This window comes from Stenotrophomonas maltophilia group sp. RY12688 (assembly GCF_052149045.1).
Taxonomy (GTDB): Bacteria; Pseudomonadota; Gammaproteobacteria; order Xanthomonadales; family Xanthomonadaceae; genus Stenotrophomonas; species Stenotrophomonas sepilia.
The window spans coordinates 3160291-3182132 of record NZ_CP197389.1 but is presented as its reverse complement, the minus strand read 5'-3'; the positions used below and the strand labels follow the sequence as shown (position 1 = coordinate 3182132).

Below are 21842 nucleotides of genomic sequence, written 5' to 3'. Positions count from 1 at the left end.
GCATGACCGCTTCCTCCCCTTTCTCCGCCGGTGCCCGCTTCCGTGAGGCGCTTGCTGCCGAATCGCCGCTGCAGGTGATCGGCGCCATCAACGCCAACCACGCCCTGCTGGCCAAGCGCGCCGGCTTCCGCGCCATCTATCTGTCCGGCGGCGGTGTTGCCGCGGGCTCGCTGGGCCTGCCGGACCTGGGCATCAACACCCTGGAAGACGTGCTGGTGGACGTGCGCCGCATCACCGATGTCTGCGACCTGCCGCTGATGGTGGACATCGATACCGGCTTCGGGCCGAGTGCGTTCAACATCGCGCGCACCGTGAAATCGCTGATCAAGGCCGGCGCGGCCGCCTGCCACATCGAAGACCAGGTTGGCGCCAAGCGCTGCGGTCACCGTCCGGGCAAGGAGATCGTCTCGCAGGGTGAAATGGTCGACCGCGTGAAGGCTGCCGCCGATGCCAAGACCGATCCGGACTTCTTCCTGATCGCGCGTACCGACGCCATCCAGGTGGACGGCGTGGACAAGGCCATCGAGCGCGCCATTGCCTGTGTCGAGGCCGGTGCCGACGGTATCTTCGCCGAGGCGGCCTACGACCTGGACACCTACCGTCGCTTCGTCGACGCGGTGAAGGTGCCGGTGCTGGCCAACATCACCGAATTCGGTGCCACCCCGCTGTTCAGCCGCGATGAACTGGCTTCGGCCGGTGTTGCGATCCAGCTGTTCCCGCTGTCGGCGTTCCGCGCGGCCAACAAGGCGGCCGAGAACGTCTACCAGGCGGTGCGCCGCGATGGCCACCAGCGCAACGTGGTGGAAACCATGCAGACCCGCGAAGAACTCTACGACCGCATCGGCTACCACGCCTTCGAGCAGCAGCTCGATGCGCTGTTCGCCGCCAAGAAATAAGCAGTACCCTGCACCATCAAGTTTCGGAGGGAAACATGAACGATACGACCGCAACCCCGACCTTCAAGCCGAAGAAGTCCGTCGCCCTGTCCGGCACCGCCGCCGGCAACACCGCGCTGTGCAGCGTGGGCCGCAGTGGCAACGACCTGCATTACCGTGGCTACGACATCCTGGACCTGGCCAACACCAGCGAGTTCGAGGAAATCGCCTACCTGCTGGTGCACGGCAAGCTGCCAACCCGCGCCGAGCTGGTTTCGTACAAGGCCAAGCTGAAGTCGCTGCGTGGCATCCCGGCCGCGGTGAAGGCCGCACTGGAAGAACTGCCGCCGTCGGCACACCCGATGGACGTGATGCGCACCGGTGTGTCCGTGCTCGGCTGCGTGGCGCCGGAGAAGGATGACCACAATCATCCGGGCGCGCGCGACATTGCCGACAAGCTGATGGCCTGCCTCGGCTCGATGCTGCTGTACTGGTACCACTGGAGCCACAACGGCCGTGCCATCGACGTGGAAACCGACGATGACTCGATCGGTGGCCACTTCCTGCACCTGCTGCACGGCGAGAAGCCGCAGGACTCGTGGGTGAAGGCGATGCACACCTCGCTGATCCTGTACGCAGAACACGAGTTCAACGCCTCGACCTTCACCTGTCGTGTCATCGCCGGTACCGGCAGCGACATGTACAGCGCGATCTGCGGTGGCATCGGCGCACTGCGTGGCCCGAAGCACGGCGGCGCCAATGAAGTGGCGTTCGAAGTGCAGAAGCGCTACGACAATCCGGATGAGGCCGAGGAAGACATCAAGGCCCGCGTCGAGCGCAAGGAAGTGGTGATCGGCTTCGGCCATCCGGTCTATACCGTCTCCGATCCGCGCAACAAGGTGATCAAGGACGTGGCCCGCGAGCTGTCCGAAGAACAGTCGAGCATGAAGATGTACGACATCGCCGAGCGCCTGGAATCGGTGATGTGGGACATCAAGAAGATGTTCCCGAACCTGGACTGGTTCAGCGCCGTCAGCTACCACATGATGGGCGTGCCGACCGCGATGTTCACCCCGCTGTTCGTGATCGCGCGCACCGCCGGCTGGAGCGCGCACATCATCGAGCAGCGCATCGACGGCAAGATCATCCGCCCGAGCGCCAATTACATCGGTCCGGAAGACCGCGACTTCGTCGCCATCGACAAGCGCGTCTGATCCACCTGCTGTCCCCATCCGGCCGGCCGCGTGCCGGCCGGATGCTTTCGCCGCCGCACCGCCGGCACCCGGCCCGCCCCAAGCATTCCGCCAGCCCATGAATACCGATTACCGCAAGAACCTCCCCGGCAGCGCGCTGGACTATTTCGACGCGCGCGCCGCCGTCGATGCAATCCAGCCCGGCGCCTATGCCACCCTGCCGTACACCTCGCGCGTGCTGGCCGAGAACCTGGTGCGCCGCTGCGATCCGGCCACGCTCGCCGATTCGCTGAAGCAGCTGATCGAGCGCCGCCGTGACCTGGATTTCCCGTGGTTCCCGGCGCGCGTTGTGTGCCACGACATCCTCGGCCAGACCGCACTGGTCGACCTGGCTGGCCTGCGTGATGCGATCGCCGACAAGGGCGGCGACCCGGCCAAGGTGAATCCGGTGGTGCCGGTGCAGCTGATCGTCGATCACTCGCTGGCGGTGGAGTGTGGTGGTTTCGATCCGCAGGCGTTCGAGAAGAACCGCGCGATCGAGGATCGCCGCAACGAAGACCGCTTCCACTTCATCGACTGGACCAAGCTGGCGTTCGAGAACGTGGACGTGATTCCGCCGGGCAACGGCATCATGCACCAGATCAACCTGGAGAAGATGTCGCCGGTGATCTACGTGCAGGACGGCGTAGCCTTCCCCGACACCTGCGTGGGCACCGACAGCCACACCCCGCACGTGGATGCGCTGGGCGTGATCGCCATTGGTGTGGGCGGCCTGGAAGCCGAGAACGTGATGCTCGGTCGTGCCTCGTGGATGCGACTGCCGGATATCATCGGCGTCGAGCTGACCGGCAGGCCGCAGCCGGGCATCACCGCCACCGACGTGGTGCTGGCGCTGACCGAATTCCTGCGCAAGGAGCGCGTGGTCGGCGCGTACCTTGAATTCTTCGGCGAGGGAGCGGCGGCACTGACCATCGGTGACCGCGCCACCATCTCCAACATGTGCCCCGAATACGGCGCCACCGCCGCGATGTTCTACATCGACGGGCAGACCATCGATTACCTGCGCCTGACCGGGCGCGAGGAATCGCAGGTGGCGCTGGTGGAAAACTATGCGCGCACCACCGGCCTGTGGGCTGACGACCTGGCCACCGCACAGTATGAGCGCGTGCTGCGCTTCGACCTGTCCAGCGTGGTGCGCAACATGGCCGGCCCGTCCAACCCGCACAAGCGCGTGGCGACCGCCGAGCTGGCCGAGCGCGGCATCGCCGACGAGGCCAAGCTGGCAGCGGGCAAGGCCGAGCAGGCACAGGGGCTGATGCCGGATGGCGCGGTGATCATCGCCGCCATCACCAGCTGCACCAACACCTCCAACCCGCGCAACGTGATCGCTGCCGGCCTGCTGGCACGCAAGGCCAATGAGCGCGGCCTGCTGCGCAAGCCGTGGGTGAAGTCATCGTTGGCGCCCGGCTCGAAGGCGGTGCAGCTGTACCTGGAAGAGGCCGGCCTGCTGCCGGACCTGGAAAAGCTGGGCTTCGGCATCGTCGCCTTCGCCTGCACCACCTGCAACGGCATGAGCGGCGCGCTCGATCCGGCCATCCAGCAGGAGATCATCGACCGTGACCTGTACGCCACGGCTGTGCTGTCGGGCAACCGCAACTTCGATGGCCGCATCCACCCGTATGCGAAGCAGGCCTTCCTGGCGTCGCCGCCGCTGGTGATCGCCTATGCCATCGCCGGCACCGTACGCTTTGACATCGAGAAGGACGTGCTGGGCGTGGACGCCGACGGCAACGAGGTGCGCCTGAAGGACATCTGGCCGAGCGACGCCGAGATCGACGCCGTGGTCAAGGCCTCGGTCAAGCCGGAGCAGTTCCGCCGCGTCTACAACCCGATGTTCAATGTGCGCGTGGAGCACGGCGCGACGGTCAGCCCGCTGTACGACTGGCGCCCGCAGAGCACCTATATCCGTCGCCCGCCGTACTGGGAGGGCGCACTGGCCGGTGAGCGCACGCTGTCGGGCATGCGCCCGCTGGCGGTGCTGCCGGACAACATCACCACCGACCACCTGTCGCCGTCCAACGCGATCCTGGCCTCCAGTGCCGCCGGTGAGTATCTGGCGAAGATGGGCCTGCCCGAAGAGGACTTCAATTCCTACGCGACCCACCGCGGCGACCACCTGACCGCGCAGCGCGCCACCTTCGCCAACCCGAAGCTGTTCAACGAGATGGTGCGCAACGACGACGGCAGCGTGAAGCAGGGTTCGCTGGCGCGCGTGGAGCCGGAAGGCAAGGTGATGCGCATGTGGGAAGCCATCGAGACCTACATGGAGCGCAAGCAGCCGCTGATCATCATTGCCGGTGCCGACTACGGCCAGGGCAGCTCGCGTGACTGGGCCGCCAAGGGCGTGCGCCTGGCTGGCGTGGAGGCGATCGTGGCCGAGGGCTTCGAGCGGATTCACCGTACCAACCTGATCGGCATGGGCGTGCTGCCGCTGGAGTTCAAGCCGGGCACCACCCGCCTGACCCTGGGCATCGATGGCACCGAGACCTTCGACGTGGTCGGCGAGCGCACCCCGCGCGCCGAGCTGACGCTGGTCATCCACCGCCGCGACGGCCAGGACGTGATCGTGCCGGTCACCTGCCGCCTGGACAGCGACGAGGAAGTGGCGATCTACGAGGCCGGTGGCGTGTTGCAGCGCTTCGCGCAGGACTTCCTGGAAGGCGCCAAGGTGGCGTGATACCGGCCTGAATGCCTGCCCCCGGAGGCCGGGGGCGGGCTTGTCCGACACCTGGGCAGGGCGCACACTGACTTGGCAAAAACTGCCAATGGAGAGTCTCATGGCCACCATGAACATTTCGCTGACTGATCCGCTCAAGCAGTTCGTGGACGAAGAAGTGCGCGAAGGCGGCTACTCCAGCACGTCGGACTATGTGCGCGACCTGATCCGCCAGCGCCAGCGCAGCAAGGCCGAAGAACTGCTCAAGCAGCTGATTGCCGAGGGGCTGTCTTCTGGTCCTTCGGCGCCTCTGGCGCCGGATCACTTCGACAAGCTCCGTGAGCGTGCTCGGAACCGCAAGTGAGACCTTCGCACTGGTCTCCTGCAGCGGTTCTAGATCTCGACCAGGCAGCAGCCTGGTATGCAGATCAGGGCGGAGAAGTGCTGGAAGTCGGCTTCATCGATGCGGTGGAGTCCGTCGTCAAGCTGGTCGAGGCTCACCCGGGTGCTGGTTCCACATTGCATGCGGATCTGTTGCCCTCGCTGCCAGCGCCGTTGCGTTTTCATCCGGTTCGTCGCTTCGACGGCTACCTGGTCTACTACGTGGAGCTACTTGCGCACGTTTCCATCGTGCGCATCTGGAATGCTTCGCGGGGTATGGAAGCACTGCTCGAAGACGAGGAGCTCAACCCCGATATTGGTTCGTCGCACCCAGGATACTGATCCATGACTTTCCTCCCGCAACTCCGTATTCCCGCCACCTACATGCGCGGTGGCACCAGCAAGGGCGTGTTCTTCCGCCTGCAGGACCTGCCCGACGCCGCGCAGGTGCCGGGCGCCGCACGCGATGCGCTGCTGATGCGCGTGATCGGCTCGCCCGATCCGTATGGCAAGCAGACCGACGGCATGGGCGGCGCCACCTCCAGCACCAGTAAATGCGTGATCATTTCCACCGCGTCGGTGCCGGACCACGATGTGGACTACCTGTACGGCCAGGTCTCGATCGACACCGCCTTCGTCGACTGGAGCGGCAACTGCGGCAACCTCAGCACTGCGGTGGGTCCGTTCGCGATCGCCAACGGCCTGATCGATCCGTCCCGCGTGCCACGCGACGGCCTGTGCACCGTGCGCATCTGGCAGGCCAACATCGGCAAGACCATCATCGCCCACGTGCCGATGCGCGATGGCGAAGTGCAGGAGACCGGTGATTTCGAGCTGGATGGCGTGACCTTCCCGGCCGCCGAGATCCAGCTGGAGTTCATCGATCCGTCCGATGACGGCGATGCGGGCGCGATGTTCCCGACCGGCAACCTGGTCGACACCCTGGACGTGCCGGGCGTGGGCAGTTTCGAGGTGACCATGATCACCGCCGGCATTCCGACCATCTTCCTCAATGCGGCCGACCTGGGCTACACCGGCACCGAACTGCAGCCTGCGATCAACGAGGACAAGGGGGCGCTGGAGCGCTTCGAGAAGATCCGCGCCTACGGCGCCTTGCGCATGGGGCTGATCAAGAACCTGGAAGATGCGGCGACCCGCCAGCACACGCCGAAGGTGGCCTTCGTGGCACCGGCGCAGGACTACGTGTCGTCCAGTGGCAAGGTCATTCCGGCCTCGGCGATCGACCTGCATGCGCGTGCGTTGTCGATGGGAAAGCTGCACCACGCGATGATGGGTACCGCTGCCGTGGCGATCGGCACCGCGGCAGCGATTCCGGGCACGCTGGTCAATCGCGCTGCTGGAGGCAGCGAACGCGAAGCGGTGACCTTCGGCCATCCCTCCGGCACGTTGCGCGTGGGTGCGCAGGCCGGTCTCGTTGACGGCCAATGGACGGTGACCAAGGCCATCATGAGCCGCAGCGCCCGCGTGCTGATGGAAGGCAAGGTGCGGGTACCGGTCGAGTGATGCGTTGGTGAACGCCAACCAAGGTTGGCGACTACCGGGCCGCAGAGACAGATTGCTTTGGTAGATGCCAACCTTGGTTGGCATGGTGCACGGGCGACCGTGCACCGCAACGAGGAGATCGATGATGTCCGACAGCCACACCCCATCCAACGAGCGTGCAGCGTGGGATGCGCTGCTGGTGGGCATCGTCGACTACGTGCGCGACGCGCGCATCGACTCACCGCTGGCGTTCCAGACCGCGCACCACTGCCTGCTCGACACGCTGGGCTGCGGCCTGGAAGCGCTGTCGTTCCCGGCCTGCAGCAAACTGCTTGGTCCACTGGTGCCGGGCATCAGCGTGGTCAACGGCGCGCGCGTTCCGGGTACGCATTACGTGCTGGACCCGGTGCAGGCCGCCTTCAACATCGGCGCGATGGTGCGCTGGCTGGATTTCAACGATACCTGGCTGGCGGCCGAATGGGGGCACCCTTCGGACAACCTGGGTGGCATCCTTGCCATCTGCGACTGGCTGGGGCGCAACGCGCAGGCTCTGCGGCGCCCACCTCCGACCGTGCGCGACGTGCTGCTGGCAATGATCAAGGCGCACGAGATCCAGGGCGTGCTGGCGCTGGAGAATTCCTTCAACCGGGTCGGGCTGGACCACGTGGTGCTGGTCAAAGTGGCCACCACCGCTGTGGTTGCGCAGCTGCTCGGCCTGGATCGCGAGCGCATGCTCAATGCGTTGTCGCTGGCCTGGGTCGATGGTCAGTCCCTGCGCACCTACCGGCACGCACCCAACACCGGCTCGCGCAAGAGCTGGGCAGCTGGCGATGCGACCAGCCGTGGCGTGCGCCTGGCGCTGATGGCGGCCAGTGGCGAGATGGGCTACCCCAGCGTGCTCAGCGCGCCGACCTGGGGCTTTGAAGCGGTGTCGATGCATGGCAAGGCACTGACGCTGGGGCGACCGCTGGGCAGCTACGTGATGGAGAACGTGCTGTTCAAGATCAGCTACCCGGCCGAGTTCCATGGCCAGACCGCAGTGGAGGCGGCCATCATGCTGCACCAGCAGTTGCGTGCGATGGGGCGGCGGGTCGAGGACATCGCGCATATCGCGATCCGGACCCAGGAAGCCTGCATCCGCATCATCGACAAGCAGGGCCCGCTGCATAACCCGGCCGACCGCGACCATTGCGTGCAGTACATGGTCGCCATCGCGCTGCTGCACGGGCGGCTGGTGGCCGAGGATTACGAGGACGACGTTGCCGCTGATCCACGCATCGATGCCCTGCGGGCGAAGATGGCCTGCCATGAGGATCCGCAACTCAGCGCCGACTACCTGGACCCGGACAAGCGCAGCATTGCCAACGGCCTGGGCGTGCGCTTCAGCGACGGTACTGAGCTGCCCGAGGTACTGGTGGAATACCCGCTCGGCCATGCCCGACGCCGGGAGGAAGGCATTCCGCTGCTGATGGACAAGTTCCGCCGGCACCTGGCCCACCGCTTCCCGACAGTCCAGCAGCAGCGCATCCTGGCGGCATCACTGGATCCGGTGGCGCTGGCGGCAATGCCGGTGACCGACTATGTGGACCTGTACCAGCCGGGGTGAGGCCGCTCTGGTAGATGCCAACCTTGGTTGGCATGTGGGGGGGCGCCAGCCAAGGTTGGCGGCTAGCGGGTCCCGGGCGGAACCGGGTTTCCGACCGCCGGGGCGCCAACGCCTTGACGCGGCCTGCCTATAATGGCCACCTCGATCAAGGAGTGACGACATGAGCGGTCCGGCACGGCGGAAGCGGTGGGGATGGGCGGCGGCGGTACTGGCAGGAGGCCTGTTGCTGGGCCTGGCCGGCTGCCGCAACGACAGCGGGCAGCTGCCCAAGGCCAGTGGCGAGGCGATCACCACCAAGGCCGAGCAGGTGAAGGAATTCACCCTGCTGCGGGCCTACCCGGACCAGAAGAATGACGGCCTGTCGCTGGCGCTGGAGTTCTCGCGCCCGCTGGTCGGCACCCAGGATTTCGACACGCTGGTGCGCTTCGAGGAGAAGGTCGGCACCGAGGACAGCAGCTGGACGCTGTCCGATGACGGCCTGACCCTGCGCTACCCGTTTGTCGAGGCCGGCAAGGAGTTCAGCCTGGTGGTCTCGCCGGACCTGCTGGCCGCCGATGGCAGCCGCCTGGGCAAGGAACTGAAGCAGAAGGTGTTCAGCGGCGAGCTGAAGCCGGTGGTTGGCTTCGCCTCGCAGGGCAGCGTGCTGCCTGCCAAGGACAGCCGTGGCCTGCCGGTGGTCTCGGTGAACGTGCCGGAAGTCGACGTCGAATTCCTGCGCGTGCGCGAGAAGGATCTTCCGACCTTCTTCAGCCAGTACCAGCGCGGCGGCCGCCGTGGCAGCTGGGAGCTGAGCAGCGACTACGAGCGCAGCCCGATCAACAAGCTGGCCGAGCCGGTCTACGTCAACCGCTTCATCCTTGGCGGCAAGCAGAACGAGCGGGTGCTGACCTACCTGCCCACCCAGGACATCAAGGAACTGCAGGAGCCGGGCCTGTACTTCGCCCTGCTCAAGCGTACCGGTGACTACGAAGGCGAGTTCGACACCGCGTTCTTCTCGGTCAGCGACATCGGCCTGCATACCCGCGCCTACAAGGACAAGCTGTTCGTGCACACCGCCGGCCTCAAGGACGGCGCGCCGCTGAAGGGCATCGACCTGCGCGTGCTCGACGCCAAGGGCGAGGTGGTGCTGAAGGGCAGTACCGACGGCAATGGTAATGCGCTGCTGAACTACACCCTGGATGCCACCCACGTGCTGGTCGCCAGCAGTGGCAAGGACACCAGCTTCCTGCCGTTCAACCAGCCGGCGCTGGACCTGAGCGAATTCGCCGTGGCCGGCCGTGACAATGCCTGGTTCGACGTCTATGCCTGGTCCGGGCGCGACCTGTACCGCCCCGGCGAGACCGTGCGCCTGTCCGCGCTGCTGCGCGACAACGACGGCAAGCCGGTCAAGGCGCAACCGGTGTTCCTGCGGCTGAAACAGCCCGACGGCAAGACCTTCCGCGAGACCCGCCTGCAGCCAGGCGACCAGGGCTACATCAATTTCGAGCAGGTGATCCCCGCCGAGGCGCCGACCGGGCGCTGGCAGGTCGAGTTCCGCACCGACCCGGCCAGCAAGGAAGCGATCCAGGGCATGACCCTGCGCATCGAGGAGTTCCTGCCCGAACGCATGAAGCTGGACCTGGACAGTGCGCAGAAGACGCTGAAGCCGGGTGAGGACCTGCGCCTGCAGGCCAATGGTGCCTACCTGTATGGCGCACCGGCCGATGGCAACCGCTTCACCGCACGCATGGCGGTGGCCGCCGAACAGAAGCCGGTGGACGGCCTGCCGGGCTATTTCTTCGGTGACCCGACCCTGCAGCTGCCGCGCGAGGCCAAGGACGTGATCGATACCACGCTGCCGGCCAATGGCCAGCTGCGTGAGGATGTGGCGTTGCCGGAAGAGGCGGCCAAGGCCAAGGCGCCGATCGCCGTGGTGCTGTCCGGCAGCCTGTATGAAACCGGCGGCCGCACAGTCACCCGCACCCTGAAGCGGGTGATGTGGCCGGCCAATGCGCTGGTCGGCGTGCGGCCGCTGTTCAACCCGGACGATGGCGCCGATTCCAATGGCAATGCGCGCTTCGAGCTGATGCGCGTGGATGCTGCCGGTACGCCGCAGCCGGCCAAGGGCCTGAAGATCACCCTGGTGCGCGAGCTGCGCGACTACCACTGGACCTTCAACGACAACCGCTGGGACTACGACTTCACCCGCCGTTTCGAGAACAGGGAAACCCGCACCGTCGATGCCGGCAACAGCGCGGTCGCCTTTGATTTCCCGGTGGAGTGGGGCGAGTACCGGGTGGACGTGTTCGATCCGTCCACCGGCCTGACCAGCCGCTATCCGTTCCGTGCCGGCTGGAGCTGGGGCGATGACAACCGTGGCCTGGATGCGCGCCCGGACAAGGTCAAGCTGGGCCTGGACAAGACCGGTTACAAGGCCGGTGACACCCTGGAGGTGACGGTGACCCCGCCGCACGCCGGCAAGGGCATCCTGATGGTCGAGACCGACCGCATGCTGTATGTGCAGGACATCGAGGCCAAGCCGGGTTCGACCTTCAAGATCCCGGTCACCGCCGACTGGGAGCGCCACGACGTCTACATCACCGCGCTGGTGTTCCGTGGCGGCAGTGCGCCGAGCAAGATCACCCCGGCCCGTGCCGTGGGCGTGGTGCACGTGCCGATGGACCGCAAGGGCCGCACCGTGGCCGTCGGCCTGGTCGCGCCCAAGCAGATGCGCCCGGAGCAGGACCTGCCGGTAACCGTCAGTGCGCCGCAGCTGGCCGGCAAGACCGCGCACGTCACCGTTTCGGCGGTGGATGTGGGCATCCTCAACATCACCCGTTTCCCGGTGCCCGATGCCGGTGCACACTTCTTTGCCCAGCGTCGCCTCGGTATCGATGCCTACGACATCTACAGCCGGGTGATCGAGAGCTTCGATGGTGGCAGCGGCAAGCTGAAGTTCGGCGGCGACATGGCGCTGCAGGCATTGCCGCAGGCCAAGCGCCCGACCGCGCGCGTGCAGACCGTGGACCTGTTCTCCGGCCCGGTACAGCTCGATGCCAAGGGCAATGCCCGCATCCGGCTGAAAGTGCCGGACTTCAACGGCACCCTGCGCGTGTCGGCGCTGGTCTACAGCGATGACCAGTACGGCAAGCGCGACGTGGAAACCATAGTGCGCGCACCGATCCTGGCCGAAGCCAGCATGCCGCGCGTGCTGGCCCCGGGCGACCGCAGCACCGTGACCCTGGACGTGCAGAACTTCACCGGCAAGCCGGGCCAGTTCAACGTGAAGGTGGAAACCGAGGGCCCGTTGAACCTGGGCGAGGGCAGCCGCAGCGTGCAGTTGAATGCCGACGCCAAGACCACGCTGAGCTTCCCATTGTCGGCACGCGAAGGCCACAGCGTGGCCAAGGTGAGGGTGCGGGTGGACGGCAACGGCTTCAAGGCCGATCGCCGCTACGACCTGCCGGTGCGTGCGGCGTGGCCGCAGGTGCTACGTTCGCAGGTGCGCACGCTCGATCCGCTGGCGGCGGTCAGCCTCGACAACAGCCTGACCGAGGGCCTGATGTCCGAGTCGGTGAATGCCCGCCTGCTGGTCAGCCCGCTGCCGCCGATCCCGTTCGCCAGTGCACTGCAGGGCGCGCTGAACTATCCATATGGCTGTGCCGAGCAGACCACCAGCAAGGGTTACGCCGCGCTGATCCTGGACCAGGCCACCTCGTCGATGCTCGGCGCCGATGGCCTGGATGCCAAAACCCGTAGAGAGCGCATGGAAGGTGCGTTCGGTCGCCTGGCGTCGATGCAGGTGGCCAATGGCAACTTCTCGATGTGGGGTGACGATGGCTACGTGAACCCATGGCTGACCCCGTACATCACCGAGTTCCTGCTTGATGCCAAGGACGCCGGCTTCGCCGTGCCCGACAACGTGCTGCAGAAGGCGCTCAACCGGCTCAGCGAGGATCTGCTGTCCGGCGGCAATCAGTTCTATGGCCAGGAGGATCGCGAGAAGCTGAAGTTCGCCAACCAGGCGTATTCGGGCTACGTGCTGGCCCGGGTCAATCGTGCACCGCTGGGTACCCTGCGCACGCTGTACGACAACGAACGCAGCAAGGCGGTCGGTGGCCTGTCGCTGGTCCACCTGGGCGTGGCGCTGTCGCTGCAGGGTGATGCCAAGCGTGGCCAGGCCGCGCTGGCGGCGGCCTTCGCCAAGTCCAGCAGCGAACGTCCGTCGTACTTCGGCGACTACGGCAGTGCGATCCGCGATGATGCACTGATGATCGCGCTGACCCACGAGAACAAGCTGGCCAAGCCCGCCTGGGATGCGCGTGCGGTGGATCTTGGCCGTGGCCTGGATGCGCGCCGCAATGCCGGCTGGATGTGGCTGAGCACGCAGGAACAGGTGGCGATTGCCCGCCTCGGCAAGGCCCTGGCCGCCAACCAGAAGGCGCTGGTGGCCGGTGAGCTGGTGATCGGTGGCAGCACCGAAGCCATCGGCGAGCGCAAGCTGTTCGGCCGCAACTTCAGCGCCAGCGAGCTGGCCAGCGGCGTGCGCTTCACCCCGCAGGGGCAGCCGCCGATGTTCGCCAGCATTGATGTGGCCGGCATCCCGCGCAGTGCGCCCGCACCGGACAACAGCGTAGTGGGTATTGAACGCAGTTACTTCGGTACCGATGGCAAGCCGTGGTCGCCGCGCCCGCTGAAGGAAGGCGAAGCACTGATCGTGCGCGTCACCGTCACCGCCGACACCACGATGCCCGATGCACTGCTGACCGACCTGCTGCCGGCGGGCCTGGAGATCGAGAACTTCAACCTGGGCGATGCCAAGCAGTGGGCCGACGTGGTGGTCGATGGCATCACCATCAGCGACCGGGGTGAGGCCGCCGATACCAAGCACGAGGAGTTCCGCGACGACCGCTACGTGGCCGCGCTGAAGCTCTCGCGTGGCAGCAAGGCCAACGTGTTCTACCTGGTGCGCGCGGTGACCCCGGGTACCTACTCGGTGCCGCCGCCGCTGGTGGAGGACATGTACCGGCCGCAGCTGCGCGGTGTCGGCCGCAGCAACCCGACCACGATCACGGTGGTACAGCCGTGACCGCGCGCACGGGCCGCGACGGCGCGGCCCGTCCTGCTGGCAACCCGCAATGAAGAACACGATGACGACCCGGCTGGCGACCCTGCGCCGCCGGTGGCGGCCGCTGTGGCCGTGGCTGCGCTGGGGCATGGCCGCTGCGCTGGCGCTGCTGCTGGTGCTGGATTTCGCCTTCCCGCCGCCGCTGCCGAAGCAGCGTGATACCAGCACACTGGTGGTGGCTGCCGACGGCACGCCATTGCGCGCGTTTGCCGATGCCGAGGGCGTGTGGCGCTATCCGGCCTCGATCGACAGCGTCTCACCGCTGTACCTGCAGGCGTTGCTGACCTATGAAGACCGCTGGTTCTGGCGCCATCCGGGCATCAACCCGCTGGCGATCCTGCGGGCCAGCGGCCAGCTGCTGCGCGGCGGCCGCATCGTGTCCGGTGGCTCGACCCTGACCATGCAGGTCGCGCGCATTCTCGATCCGCACTCACGCACCCCGTGGGGCAAGCTGAAGCAGATGCTGCGTGCGGTGCAGCTTGAGGTGCACCTGAGCAAGCAGCAGATCCTGGCCCTGTACCTGGAGCGTGCACCCTACGGCGGCACCATCGAAGGCGTGGAAGCGGCCAGCTGGGCCTATCTGGGCAAGCCGGCGGCGCAGCTGTCGCATGCCGAGGCTGCGCTGCTGGCGGTGCTGCCACAGGCGCCCAGCCGGCTGCGCCCGGACCGCCATCCGGAAGCTGCGCAGAAGGCGCGCGACAAGGTGCTGTCACGCATGGCCGAGCTGGGCGCGTGGACACCGGAAGAAGTGGAGGATGCGCGCGTCGAGAACGTGGTGGCGCGTTCGCTACGCCCTCCCTTGCACGCCGCGCTGCTGGCGCAGCGCCTGCACTCGGCGCATCCGGGCCAGGCACGCATCCAGAGCAGCATCGACATCGGCCTGCAGCGCACGCTGGAAGAGCGCGTGGCCAGCTATTTCTCGACGCTGCCCGAGCGTACCTCGGCGGCCCTGCTGGTGGTCGACAACCGGACCCTGCAGGCACGCGCCTATGTCGGTACATTGTCCTTCGGTGACCGCCAGCGGCTGGGTCACGTGGACATGGTGCAGGCCTGGCGTTCGCCAGGCTCCACGCTCAAGCCGTTCCTGTACGCGATGGCGCTGGACGATGGCCTGATCCATTCGGAAAGCCTGCTGGTCGATGCACCGCAGAGTTTCGGCAGCTACCGCCCCGGCAACTTCGACATGGCCTTCAATGGGCCCATCGGTGCCTCCAGCGCATTGCGGCTGTCGCTCAACGTGCCGTCGGTGGATCTGCTGCAGCGGGTCGGCGCGGCGCGCTTCGCTGCCCGCCTGTCGCACGCCGGGATCCAGCTGCGCTTCCCGCCGGGCAGTTCGCCCAACCTGTCGCTGATCCTGGGCGGCACCGGCGCGCGCCTGGAAGACCTGGTCGGCGCGTTCGCCGCGTTCAACCGGAGCGGTATCGCCGGCCGCGTGCGTTACACCGACGACGAGCCGATGATCGAGCGGCGCCTGGCCTCGCCGGGCGCCAGCTGGATCGTGCGCGAGATGCTCGAATCAAACCCGCGCCCGGGGTACAGCGCCGGGACGTTCGATGTCGGTGGCCGCCCGCGCGTGGCGTGGAAGACCGGCACCAGTTACGGGTACCGCGATGCATGGGCGATCGGCAGTACCCGCCACTACACGGTGGGCGTGTGGGTGGGCCGGCCGGACGGTACTCCGTTGCCGGGCCAGTACGGCGCGGTCACCGCGCTGCCGCTGATGTTCGAAGTGGTGGACAGCCTGCCGCGCCAGCGTGGTGATTCGGCGGCCGCGCCGATGCCGGCCAGTGTCAGCCAGGAAGACATCTGCTGGCCCACTGGCGAACGTGCCGAGGGACTGCCGGCCGCACTGTGCCAGCGGCGGATGCCAGCCTACCTGCTCGATGGCGCCGCACCGCCGACCTTCCCCGAACGCGAGGCGCGGCGCTGGCAGCCGGGCCGGCAGCGTTACCTGGCCGATGCCCGCAGCGGACTGCGCGTGTCTGCTGATTGCCGCTTGCCGCACGAAGAAGTCGCCCGCGAGATCGCGCGCTGGCCGGCGTTGCTGTCACCGTGGCTGCCCAAGGCCACGCGCGAGGCTTCGCAGTTGCCGGGACTGTCGCCAGACTGCCGCGACGACGGGCGCGAGGCCAGCGTCGCGCTGCATGTGGACGGGCTCAATGACGGCGCCACGCTGGCGCGCGCGCCTAATTCGGAACACGGCGTGCGCCTGCAGTTGCGCGCGCTGGGCAGCGAGCAGGCGGTGGACTGGTTGCTGGACGGCCGCTGGATCGCGCAGACCCACGGCGCGCAGTTGATGCAGCGCGAGTTCGCCGATCCCGGTGCGCATACCCTGACCGCCTTGGCCGCAGACGGCGCGTGGACGCAGGTACGGTTCACTGTCCTCCGGTAGGCGCCGGGCAATGCGCGGCGCGCGGTCCAGCGCCAACGACACCGCCGTGCTCTGGTAGGTGCCAACCTTGGTTGGCACGCGGCAAAGGCGCCCACCAGGGTGGGCATCTACCGGATCACTCCCCGATCCACCCATCCAGCAGATCGGCGAACTCGTCGGCGTGTTCCTCTTCCTGCGCCAGGATCTCTTCGAGGATGCGCTTGGTGGTGGTATCGCGGTCGCCGATGAAGTTGATCATCTCGCGGTAGCTGTCGATGGCGATGCGTTCGGCCACCAGGTTCTCGCGGACCATGTCGCGCAGGTCGCTGCCTTCCTTGTATTCGGCATGCGAGCGCGCGGTCAGCGTATCCGGGTTAAAGTCGGGCTCGCCGCCGAGCTGCACGATGCGCTCGGCCAGCTTGCCGGCATGCGCCTGTTCCTGCTGTGCATGTTCAAGGAATTCGGCTTTCACCGCGTCGGCCAGCATGCCCTTGGCCATGAAGTAGTGCCGGTAGTAGCGCAACACGCACACGTACTCGGTGGCCAGTGCGTCGTTGAGCAGCTTGATCACCACCTTGCGGTCGGCGCTGTAGCTGTCGGTGATCGCACCATCCTCGATGTTGCGCCGGGCGCGCTCGCGCAGGGCCGTGCGCTCGCTGATGCCGGGAATCTGCGCGGTGGGCTTGGGGGCTTTGGCTGGCTTGCTGGACATGGCTGGCCGTTTCCTCTTGCGGTGGGAGATCAGGTGGGCAGGTGCTCCAGCACGTAGTCGGCCGAAGACACTTCGAATTGACCGGGCTGTTCAACCCAGGCGGCGCGGACCACGCCGTCGACCACGAACAGGGCGAAACGGCGCGAGCGGATGCCCATGCCCGAGGCACTGGCGTCGAGCTCCAGGCCGAGCGCACGGGTCAGTTCGGCATTGCCGTCGGACAGCATCAGCAGGCCGTCGGGCACGTGCTGATCGGCGGCCCAGGCCTTCATCACGAACGGGTCGTTGACGGCCATGCAGTAGACATCGATGCCGCGCTGGCGGAAGGCCTCGAATTTCTCGACGTAGCCGGGCAGGTGGCGGGCCGAGCACGTCGGCGTGAACGCGCCGGGCACAGCGAACAGCACCACCTTGCGCGCGTCGAACAGCGAATGCGTATCGAGCGTTTCAATGCCCTCGCGGATGCGCTTGAGGGTGACTTCCGGAATGCGGTCGCCGACATGGATGGTCATGGGGAACTCCTTGCTGGGGCAGCGTAGTGGGCCGGATGGGACAGGGACGTCAAGACATTGGAAAACCGGCGTGCAGGGCCCATCTTCAGGCTTTGCGGAGCGGGCTTCCAGCCATAGCCTGGGGCAGGGCGATGGCAACCGCATTGCGCAGGATCAGTCGGCCTCACCGGGGCCGCACGAGCGACGGCGTAGCATCGCCGGCGCGTAGAATGAACCCGGGGCGGCGCCACCGGCGCGGCCGAAGCAGATCGAGGTAGCTGGATGGAATTCAAGGATTACTACGCCACCCTGGGGGTGGAACCGAGCGCGGGCGAGGCGGAGATCAAGACCGCCTACCGCCGGCTGGCACGCAAGTACCACCCGGACGTCAGCAAGGAGGCCGGGGCCGAAGACAAGTTCAAGGCGGTCAACGAGGCCTACGAGGCGCTGCGCGACCCGGAAAAGCGTGCAGCCTACGACCAGCTGCGCGCGCAGGGCTATCGCCCGGGCGAGGAGTTCAACGTGCCGCCGAACTACGGCGGCGCCGGTGGTTTCAACTTTGAGGAAGTGTTCGGGGGTGGTGGCGCCAACGGCGGCTTCAGCGACTTCTTCGAAAGCCTGTTCGCGCGCCAGCGCGGCGGTGCCGGCCCTGGCCCGGGATTCAGCAGCCAGGGCCATGCGCCCAACCGCGACACCCGCGCCAAGCTGTCGGTACCGCTGGAAGCGGCCTACAGCGGCGACAGCCTGCGCATCACCGTCAACGGCAAGCAGCTGGACGTGCGCGTGCCCAAGGGCATCCGTCCGGGCCAGGTGATCCGCCTGGCGGGGCAGGGCAACCATGGCGGCAACCTGCTGCTGGAAGTGGAGTACGCCGCACACCCGCAGTTCGAGGTCGATGGCCGCAACATCCTCTACACCCTGCCGGTCACGCCGTGGCAGGCCGCGCTGGGCACCAGCATCAGCGTGCCGACCCTGGGCGGCGCGGTGGAACTGAAGATCCCGGCCGACTCCGATGCCGGGCGCAAGCTGCGCCTGCGCGGGCGTGGCCTGCCGGGCAATCCGGATGGCGACCAGATCGTCGAGATCGAGATCGTGGCCCCGGCCGCGACCGACGAGGCGCAGAAGAAGGCCTACCGGAACCTGGCCAAGGCGTTTGGCGAGACGATCTGAGCACGCCTTCCGGTAGTGCCGGCCGCTGGCCGGCAATCACACATCATTGCCGGCCAGCGGCCGGCACTACCGCGCGCGTCTCAGCCCTGCCCGGCGAACACGCGCTCCAGCACTTCGGACAGCTCGTCTTCCGAGAACGGCTTGGTGATGTAGGCCTTGGCGCCTTGGCGCATGCCCCACATGCGGTCGGTGTCCTGGTCCTTGGTGGTCACCAGGATCACTGGAATATGCCGGGTTGCCTCGTCGCGGGCGAGGGTGCGGGTGGCCTGGAAGCCGTTGAGATTGGGCATCACCACGTCCATCAGGACCAGGTCGGGCAGCTCGGCCTTGGCGGTTTCGACCCCGGCGGCGCCATCGGTGGCGGTCAGGATCTGGTGCCCGAGCTTCTCGACGATGCGCTGTATCCCCAACAGCTGCGACGGTGAGTCGTCGACGATCAGAATGCGTGCCATGTTGTTCCCCATGTAATGCCCGCAGTGTAGTGCGGGCTCATTACCGGCGGGAGGGGCGCATCTGCCGTCCGTCGCCTGCCTGCTACGTTCAGTCGATCCGCACCACGGTGCGGCCCAGCGAGCCGCCCGCCAGCATCCGCTCGAACACGGCCGGCAGGCCATCAAGGCCAACCTCGGCGGTACAGATGCGGTCCAGGTGCTGCGGTTTCCATTCGTTGCCCAGCCGCGCCCAGACATCCTCGCGCAGCCCGCGTGGCGCATTGGCCGAGGACACGCCCAGCAGCGACACGCCACGCAGGATGAACGGCATCACGGTCATGTCCAGCGCCGGGCTGGCCGCCAGGCCGGCACTGACCACGCTGCCGTAGGGCGCGGTCTGCGCCAGCAGGCTGGCGAGCATGGCGCCGCCGGCATTGTCCAGGCCCCCACCGAAACGCGCCGATTGCAGTGGGCCGGTGTCGGCCAGGGCCTCACGCGGCAGCACCTCGGTGGCGCCGATGGCGTGCAGGAAACCGGTCTGGTCGGGTTTGCCGCTGATCGCATGCACCGTGTAGCCGGCGCGGCTGAAGATCGACAGTGCCAGCGCGCCGACGCCGCCACTGGCGCCGGTGACCGCCAGCGGTCCAAGTTCCGGGCTCTGCCGGTTGTCCTGCATGCGCAGCAGCGCCAACGCCGCGGTGAAGCCGGCGGTGCCCAGCACCATCGCCTCGCGTGGGCTCAGCCCGGTCGGCTGGGCGATCACCGCACGCGATTCCAGCCGCACATACTGGCTGTAGCCGCCGTCGCGGGTCTCGCTGAGGCCGCAGCCGGTGGCCAGCACCGCGTCGCCTTCACGCCATTCCGGATCGGTGCTGGCGACCACGGTGCCGGCTACGTCGATGCCCCCCACCAGCGGGAAGCGGCGCAGGATCTTTCCCTTGCCGGTGCCGGCCAGGGCGTCCTTGTAGTTGACCGAGGACCAGCTGGCGCGGATCAGAACCTGGCCGGGGCTGAGGTCTTCGACCTTGAGCTGGGCCAGGCCGCTGCGGTAACCGGCGTCGTCGTTTTCGATGCGGAAGGCGGTGAACGGGGGGGTGGGGGCCATCGGCATTGCCTGACTTCGAGGAAAACGCCACCTTACCCCGTTGCCCCCCTTTCGATCCTGCCGATCCGCCCCATCTTGTATGATCGGTAATGGTTTCACGGCTGGCGCCGCGGGAAGGGCCCGCGCCGCAGCCCACATCTTGATGGAGCGTGCATGGCCTGGAATACACCCGGCGGCAACAAGGGCGGACAAGGCCCCGAGGACAATCGACGCGGGCCGTTCGGGTCACGCGGCGGTGGCAATGGTGGTGGCTGGGGCGGTTTGCCCGGGCCGCTGAAGGACCTGTTCGACGGCGGCATCGTGCGTTGGGTGGTGGCGGCCGTGGTGCTGCTGGTGCTGTTCTCCAGCTTCCAGTTGATCGGCGAACAGCAGCGTGGCGTGGTCCTGCGCTTCGGCCAGTTCTCGCGCATCCTGCAGCCCGGTCCGAACTTCAAGCTGCCGTGGCCGATCGAATCGGTCACCAAGGTCAACGCCACCGAGATCAAGACGTTCTCGATCCAGGTGCCGGTGCTCACCCGCGACGAGAACATCGTCAACGTCTCGCTGAACGTCCAGTACCGCATCGACGACCCGCAGCAGTACCTGTTCGGCACCGTCGATGCCAACCAGGTGCTGGAGCAGTCGGCGCAGAGCGCGGTGCGCGAGGAAGTCGGCCGTGCCGACCTCAACGCCGTGCTGAACAACCGTGGCCCGCTGGCCGTGGCCGCCGAGGAGCGCCTGCAGGCACTGCTGAAGGCGTTCAAGACCGGCCTGACCGTGACCGGCCTGACCCTGCAGGACGCCCGTCCGCCGGAAGAAGTGAAGCCGGCCTTTGACGAGGTCAACGGTGCCCAGCAGGTCAAGGAACGCCTGATCAACGAGGCCCAGGCCTACGCTGCCAAGGTCGTGCCGGAAGCCCGGGGCCAGGCCTCGCGCGCCCGTACCACCGCCGAAGGCTACAAGCAGGCCGTGGTGTCCAAGGCCGAGGGTGACGCGCAGCGCTTCAGCCTGTTGCAGGCCCAGTACAAGGACGCCCCGGAAGTGACCCGCAAGCGCCTGTGGCTGGAGACCGTGCAGCAGGTGCTTAGCGAGAACCGCAAGGTGATCGGCGGCGATGGCCGCCAGCTGATCTACGTGCCGATGACCGGCGATACCCGTCCCACCACCTCGGCCCCGGCCGCAGTGGCGAACCCGGACGTGGTGATGCCGTCGCTGCCGGGTGCAGCGGTGGAAGCTTCCCGTGATCCGGGCCGGCCGGTGGGCCGCCCGACCGGGCGACCGAGCGGCCGTGAGGAGGGCAGCCGATGAAGAGTCCTATCTGGATCGCCGTGATCGTGGCGGTGGTGCTGGGCCTGCTCGGCTCGGTGTACGTGGTCCGTGAGGACCAGACCGCCATGGTGCTGAACCTGGGCAAGGTGGTGCGTTCGGACATCAAGCCGGGCCTGCATTTCAAGGTGCCGGTGGTGGAAACGGTGAAGGTCTTCGACCGCCGCTTCCAGGTGCTCGACACCGCGCCGGCGCGCTACTTCACCGCCGAGCAGAAGGACGTCAGCGTCGACTTCTTCGCCATCGGCTACATCTCCAACGTAGGTGACTACTTCCGTGCCACCGGCGGCGATCCGCGCATCGCCAATGCCCGCCTGGCACCGATCATCACCGACTCGCTGCGCAACCAGATCAACTCGCGCACCCTGCAGCAGCTGGTGTCCGGCGACCGCAGCGAGCTGATCGCCGAGCAGCTGAAGGGGATCAACGAGGCGGTGGCCGGCCTCGGCATGCAGATGATCGACCTGCGCATCAAGCAGGTGGACCTGCCGACTGACAGCCAGGTGATCAACGACGTGTACGAGCGCATGCGCGCCCAGCGCAAGCAGGAAGCGGCCAAGCTGCGTGCGGAGGGCGAGGAGCAGTCGCTGACCATCCGTGCCCAGGCCGACCGCGACAGCACCGTGCTGATCGCCGAGGCCGAGCGTGATGCACAGCGCCTGCGCGGTGAAGGCGATGCCGAGGCGGCCCGCATCTACGGCAAGGCTGGCTCGGCTGATCCGTCGTTCTATGCGTTCTACCGCAGCCTGGAGGCCTACCGTGGCTCCATGACCGACGGCAATGGCGTGATCGTGCTCGACAAGAACGACCCGTTCCTGCAGTACCTGAAGAACGACCGCTGAGGTCGCAGGGCACTACCCCACGGGGCCCGGCCAG

At 67.1% G+C, this 21842-nt stretch carries 16 protein-coding genes; 12 read left to right on the top strand and 4 right to left on the bottom strand.

The window, feature by feature from the left end; all coding sequences use genetic code 11:
* The first annotated feature begins 2 nt into the window (after window positions 1–2).
* The 9 genes from prpB (at window position 3) to pbpC (ending at window position 15773) form a co-directional block, all read left to right on the top strand.
* Entirely contained in the window at window positions 3–896 is an 894-nt protein-coding gene (gene prpB, locus ACS0OT_RS14935; RefSeq protein WP_442255876.1) for a methylisocitrate lyase, read from the top strand.
* A 35-nt stretch (window positions 897–931) separates the two neighbouring features.
* Window positions 932–2089, top strand: a complete 1158-nt coding sequence (prpC, locus tag ACS0OT_RS14930; protein ID WP_005418357.1) for a bifunctional 2-methylcitrate synthase/citrate synthase — start codon at window positions 932–934, stop codon at window positions 2087–2089.
* Window positions 2090–2186: 97 nt separating this feature from the next.
* On the top strand, window positions 2187–4805 hold the full coding sequence (gene acnD, locus ACS0OT_RS14925; RefSeq protein WP_065178213.1) for a Fe/S-dependent 2-methylisocitrate dehydratase AcnD: 2619 nt from the start codon (window positions 2187–2189) through the stop codon (window positions 4803–4805).
* Between the two features lie 100 nt (window positions 4806–4905).
* Window positions 4906–5148 (top strand): type II toxin-antitoxin system ParD family antitoxin, encoded by a 243-nt coding sequence (locus ACS0OT_RS14920; RefSeq protein WP_139727505.1) that lies wholly within the window; start codon window positions 4906–4908, stop codon window positions 5146–5148.
* Window positions 5145–5507: a type II toxin-antitoxin system RelE/ParE family toxin gene (locus ACS0OT_RS14915; protein ID WP_139727503.1), complete on the top strand. Its 363-nt coding sequence runs from the start codon at window positions 5145–5147 to the stop codon at window positions 5505–5507. The genes ACS0OT_RS14920 and ACS0OT_RS14915 overlap by 4 nt, the downstream gene beginning before the upstream one ends.
* A gap of 3 nt (window positions 5508–5510) precedes the next feature.
* Window positions 5511–6689, top strand: coding sequence for a 2-methylaconitate cis-trans isomerase PrpF (gene prpF / locus ACS0OT_RS14910; RefSeq protein ID WP_065196951.1), 1179 nt, complete (start codon window positions 5511–5513; stop codon window positions 6687–6689).
* 124 nt (window positions 6690–6813) lie between these two features.
* Complete coding sequence (locus ACS0OT_RS14905; protein ID WP_139727501.1) at window positions 6814–8274, top strand: bifunctional 2-methylcitrate dehydratase/aconitate hydratase; 1461 nt, start codon at window positions 6814–6816, stop codon at window positions 8272–8274.
* A gap of 160 nt (window positions 8275–8434) precedes the next feature.
* Window positions 8435–13342, top strand: coding sequence for an alpha-2-macroglobulin family protein (locus ACS0OT_RS14900; protein ID WP_188239621.1), 4908 nt, complete (start codon window positions 8435–8437; stop codon window positions 13340–13342).
* Window positions 13343–13391: 49 nt separating this feature from the next.
* Window positions 13392–15773: a penicillin-binding protein 1C gene (gene pbpC, locus ACS0OT_RS14895; RefSeq protein ID WP_188239622.1), complete on the top strand. Its 2382-nt coding sequence runs from the start codon at window positions 13392–13394 to the stop codon at window positions 15771–15773.
* 115 nt (window positions 15774–15888) lie between these two features.
* On the opposite strand, the gene ACS0OT_RS14890 is transcribed toward pbpC, so the two are convergent.
* Together ACS0OT_RS14890 and ACS0OT_RS14885 are read right to left on the bottom strand one after the other, a co-directional pair.
* Window positions 15889–16464 (bottom strand): ferritin-like domain-containing protein, encoded by a 576-nt coding sequence (locus ACS0OT_RS14890; RefSeq protein ID WP_005418343.1) that lies wholly within the window; start codon window positions 16462–16464, stop codon window positions 15889–15891.
* A gap of 29 nt (window positions 16465–16493) precedes the next feature.
* A complete protein-coding gene (locus ACS0OT_RS14885; RefSeq protein ID WP_005418341.1) occupies window positions 16494–16976 on the bottom strand; it encodes a peroxiredoxin in 483 nt (160 codons plus the stop codon).
* A gap of 261 nt (window positions 16977–17237) precedes the next feature.
* Between ACS0OT_RS14885 and ACS0OT_RS14880 the strand changes: the two genes are divergently transcribed.
* Entirely contained in the window at window positions 17238–18125 is an 888-nt protein-coding gene (locus ACS0OT_RS14880; RefSeq protein ID WP_005418339.1) for a DnaJ C-terminal domain-containing protein, read from the top strand.
* Window positions 18126–18205: 80 nt separating this feature from the next.
* Here ACS0OT_RS14880 and pilH read toward each other — a convergent pair whose 3' ends face one another.
* Window positions 18206–18577, bottom strand: coding sequence for a twitching motility response regulator PilH (gene pilH / locus ACS0OT_RS14875; protein WP_005410644.1), 372 nt, complete (start codon window positions 18575–18577; stop codon window positions 18206–18208).
* 88 nt (window positions 18578–18665) lie between these two features.
* Entirely contained in the window at window positions 18666–19661 is a 996-nt protein-coding gene (locus tag ACS0OT_RS14870) for a YhdH/YhfP family quinone oxidoreductase (RefSeq protein ID WP_188239623.1), read from the bottom strand.
* 153 nt (window positions 19662–19814) lie between these two features.
* On the opposite strand from ACS0OT_RS14870, the gene hflK reads away from it, so the two are divergent.
* Together hflK and hflC are read left to right on the top strand one after the other, a co-directional pair.
* Window positions 19815–20948: an FtsH protease activity modulator HflK gene (hflK, locus tag ACS0OT_RS14865; protein ID WP_005418335.1), complete on the top strand. Its 1134-nt coding sequence runs from the start codon at window positions 19815–19817 to the stop codon at window positions 20946–20948.
* Window positions 20945–21808: a protease modulator HflC gene (gene hflC, locus ACS0OT_RS14860; protein ID WP_005414169.1), complete on the top strand. Its 864-nt coding sequence runs from the start codon at window positions 20945–20947 to the stop codon at window positions 21806–21808. The genes hflK and hflC overlap by 4 nt, the downstream gene beginning before the upstream one ends.
* Window positions 21809–21842 lie beyond the last annotated feature (34 nt).